At 74.3% G+C, this 4,293-nt stretch carries 1 protein-coding gene; it reads right to left on the reverse strand.

The window, feature by feature from the left end; all coding sequences use genetic code 11:
* Positions 1-7: 7 nt before the first annotated feature.
* Positions 8-3,121 carry an exo-alpha-sialidase gene (locus tag D6718_00615; protein RMG48985.1) on the reverse strand — a complete coding sequence of 1,038 codons (3,114 nt, stop codon included), beginning with the start codon at positions 3,119-3,121 and terminating at the stop codon, positions 8-10.
* Positions 3,122-4,293: the final 1,172 nt, after the last annotated feature.

Raw genomic sequence — 4,293 nt, forward strand, 5'->3', positions numbered from 1 at the left:
CCGCCTGTCAGAGGGAGCACTCGGGCGGAGGCGGCTCGCAGCTCACCCCGAGGTCGCGGCCGGCCGATCCCTCGCCGCCGGGCCCCACGCCGGTGACCACGTAGAAGAACGCCCGCCCGGGCGCGGGACGCTCCGGGTCCTCGAAGGTCGGCGAGGTCAGGCCGCGGGCGAGGCAACCGAACGGCCCGCCGTCCGGCGCGCGGTACAGGTCGTACCAGTCGGCCTGCTCCGGCGGCGAGGGGAGCCACTCGAGGGTGAGCCGATCCGCGTGGAACCGGAGCCAGCGCATCTCCAGCGGAAGGCCGGAAGGCACGCGCCACCGCCCGGCCGCCACGTCGGCGCTCCCGGAACCGTCCATGGGGGCCGCGGTCCAGACCGCGGTCACCGGATCCCCCGCCCCCGGCCCGCCGGGCCCTCCGGCATCGGCCACGGGACCGGCGATCGGCCGGAAGAGCTGGCCCGCGCCCTCATGACCGATCCCGCCGTCGGGAGCCAGCCCGAACGGTCCCTTCCAGCTCGCCCCGTAATCGCGCGAGACGACGGCGCGGATGTCCACCCGGTCGGCGAACGCGGGGGTGAAGGCGTACACGAGACTCGCTCCGCCGTCGGCCCGGAGTTCCGCGGAGACCTCCTCGCGGCATCGAGCGGTCGCCTCCGAGCAGGCGAAGCTCTGCTCTTCGAGCCAGGTGTGCCCCCAGTCGGCGGACGCGGAGACGGTCACCGCCGGCCCGTCGCCCGTCCAGGCCACCAGGACGTGACCGCGCGGCTCGATCGCGGCGTCGACGCGCGCGGAGAGCTGGTAGGTCTGCTGCGGCGTCGCCACCGGAGACCAGGTCGCGCCCCCGTCGCAAGAGTGGCGGACCCGGACCGCCCGCCCGAGAAGCGGATCGTTCTCGAGGAACGCCACCACGAGGGCTCCGGCCCCGTCGGCGTCCAGCGCAGGGCGGGAGGCATCCCACCCGTCGGCTTGGTCCAGCCGGACGTCCAGCGGCTGCCAGCTCGCGCCGAAGTCGTGGGAGCAGTTGGCGCGCACCTGCGATTCGATCGTCCGATGGTCCTCCCAGGCCACGCAGACGTTCCCCAGCGCATCGCAGGCGATCGCCGGGAGGCCCGAGGCGTACCCGGTCCGCGGGGCCGGCGTGTCGAGGCGGACGTCCTCGGGCTGCCAGCCGACGGCCGGCGCCCAGCGGTTGGTCCGCACCTCGCCGCGTTCGTTGATCCAGGCGGCGTAGACGCGCGCCGGCCCGCCGCGCGGCGCACAAACGACCGCCTGAGCGATGTCGCCCTGGTCGGGCGTCCGGCTCACCTGCCCGGCAGGCTGCCAAGTGCGGCCTCGGTCGTAGCTCACCGCGGAGTCGAGGACGCGGACACCGGATCCCGGAGAGCGGCGCGTGTGGACGGCGAGGACGGGAGGCGGTGAGCCGGCTCCCCGGCCGGCGGCCGCCAGCGCCGGTGCGCCGACGTCACCGATGGCCACCGGCGTCTCCGACCGGATCCAGTTCACACCTCCGTCCGGCGAGACGGCCGCGAGGATCTCGGGCGTTTCGATCGGCGAGGAGTAGACCCAGGCAGCGTACACGTCGGGCCATCCGCTTCCGGTGACGGCCGGCTCGCTCGACTCTCCTGCGCCCGGCGGCCCCTCGGCGGTGTCGAGGCGCACCTCGGCGGTCGTCCCGTTCACCCCGACGGCGAAGCTCTCCTCGAGGTTCACCTCGAGGAAGCCGCGTCCCTCCTGGTCCGCGGCTGCCACCGCCTCGATGCCGTGTTGGGCGGGAGCGCCGTCGGGTGCGGCGGTGTGGGGCTCCCACAACCGCCAGGCGGGATCTCCCATCGCGTGCCGGAGCGAGACGAAGTGCTGGCGTCCGTGGCGCGGCTCGACGCAGGCCGCCACGTGCAGGTGCCCGAACGCCCCCACGTCACATGCGAGCGCCAAGGCGACGAGATCGCGCTGGTCTTCGTCGTCCGGAAGCACGGGCGAGGGGTAGACCCACGTGGCCCCGAGATCGCGGCTCAGGTTGGTCCCGACGGTCACCCGGCCCGGATCCACCGCGCAGCCGAAGGCGACCGCCAGGCCGGCGCTGCCGAGGCAGAGGCGCGGCAGGGTCTCGTCCCCGCCGGAGCAGGACCCACCGTCCGGCTGGGTGGGTTGGCCGAGCCAGGTGACGCCACCGTCGCTCGTCGAGCTGACGTACACGCGCGCCCTTCCCCCCAACGGGCGCTCGAGCCAGGCCACCGCAGCGGTTCCGATCCCCTGGGCGGCGATCCGCGGAGAAGCGGCCGTGCGCTCGAGGATCGAGGGGTACGGCACCGGAGCCGGCGGCGACCAGGTCGCGCCGCCGTCACGGGTCCGGGAGAACTGAACGGAGGCGTACGGCGGATCGGTGAGCCAGACGGCCCACCCCACACGCCCCCATCCGGCCGCCAGCGCGGGCTGGGGGTCGGCGAGGGGCGCGTCGTTCAGCTTGGCGACCACCGGAGCGCCGCCGCTGGAGAAATCGATCCCGGCCGCGTAGAGGTCGCGCGACGCCCCGACCGCCTCCATCCAGAGGACGAACACCTGTCCGGCGGCGTTGCACGCGAGAAGCGGCGGGCCGGCGAGAAAGTTCGGCTGCCCGACGAGGAGCGGCGGATCCCAGCTCTGACCGAAGTCGGCCGACCGGCGGATGTAGATCCGTTGCGGTTCCCAATCCTGCGCCCACACGAGGTAGACGCTCCCGAGTCGGTCGGAGCAGATCGCGGGCGCCTGGGTCACGTTGTACTCCCAGAACGCGAGCGACCACGTCCGCCCGTCGTCGGAGCTGAACTGCACCTGCAGCTCCTCGTAGGCCTGGTCGTGGATCAGCGCGACCAGGTGCCCGAAACCGGCGTCGACCAGACCGCGCGGACCCCAGGCCCTCGAGGGCTCGGCGACGAGCTGCGGCGGGTCGACGAGCATGTCCGCTGGCGGCGGCCCCTGGGCGGCTGCCGGGGCCGCCGCGAAGAGGACCGCGGCGGCCAGCAGAAACGAAGCGACCGGAGGCGCGGCACCGAAGCGAGGCCGCGCGAACAGACCGGAACTCCCGAGAAGACGCATCCTGACCTCCCCGCGCGCCGCGGCCGCGGCGGAGCGGGCGGCGCGCACGGACGGCCCTCCGCGGAGCCGTCAGGCGTCCGTGTCGATTCCCCTGCCGCGCGATGGCGCCCGGACGTCCTGCGGAGCGCCGCCGGCAGCGGTCCGCGGCGGCCGAACGCGTGCACGCGCCGCCGCGAGCGCGGACCGTCCCCTCTTTTCGTCGGAACCCTCTGCCGCCTTTTTTCACACGAAATTCGGAGCCGTCATGTCCCCCGACGAGCCGACCGGCGGAAGGCGCCGCGGGCCGCGGAGTCCCGTCGCGGACGGCGCCGCTCCGGAACCGCGAGGCGGAACAGCGGCCGGGCTGCGGCACCGCCGGCGGCAGGGCGGCGGCGGCCGCCCGCACTTCGGTGCGGTTCCGCCGGATCTTTCCCGAGCGCTCGGAGAGAAAAGGCAGGCTGCCGCCGCCGAGGCGGGTCGTACCGGGCGCTTCGGAAACGGCCCGGCCCCTCTATCCGACCCCGAGGGACGACGTTTCGCAGGCCGGCTATCGGGCGCTCCACCGATGCGCGGATTCCGTTCCGCTGGATCGACGCCCCGGCTGGCTTTTCGCCCGGAAGGAACTCGTCGGCAAACGCACCGCGCGGCCGGCGCTTCCGCGGAGGGGATCGCCGGCACCCAGCCGCACGAGGGGCATCCCCGATCGTGCATTGCCGCATTCGAGCCGCCGAGCCCCTGGACGGTGCGCTTTCGATCGGCGCGACGCCCGCGAGATCGGAGCGGAATCTCTATCCGACATCGAGTCGCCACACGTTCGGCACCATCGAGGGTGCACCTCCCGGCGCTTTCGCCCGGCACGCCACGTGTCGGACGTGCATCCGCAATGGTGCGCTTTCCCATCGAAGCCGTTGGGAGTTCGGGGGCTACGCTCTCGGGCGGCTCGAAGCCGGCGGGCCGGGCCGAACTGGGTGTCCTCCTTCGGGTTGCCCCGCGTTTCGCACCATCGAGGGAGCACCTCCCACCGTTTCGGCTCACCGGCGGCGCCCGGTTCCCGAGCCGCCGGCGCGCGGCAGCGCCGGAAAACCCTCGCGAGTGCCGGCCAGACGCGGTTCCCTCGGGGAGCGTCGCGAAGGCGGCTCACCGCGGCGGGCGAAGCGGAACGCGCAGGCCGCGAGGGAGCCGCCGCGCGAGGATCCGCGCGACCCTCGCGACGTTACCCGGTGCGCGAATCGCCGCCGGCG

The organism is Acidobacteriota bacterium, from assembly GCA_003696075.1.
Lineage (GTDB): Bacteria > Acidobacteriota > Polarisedimenticolia > J045 > J045 > J045.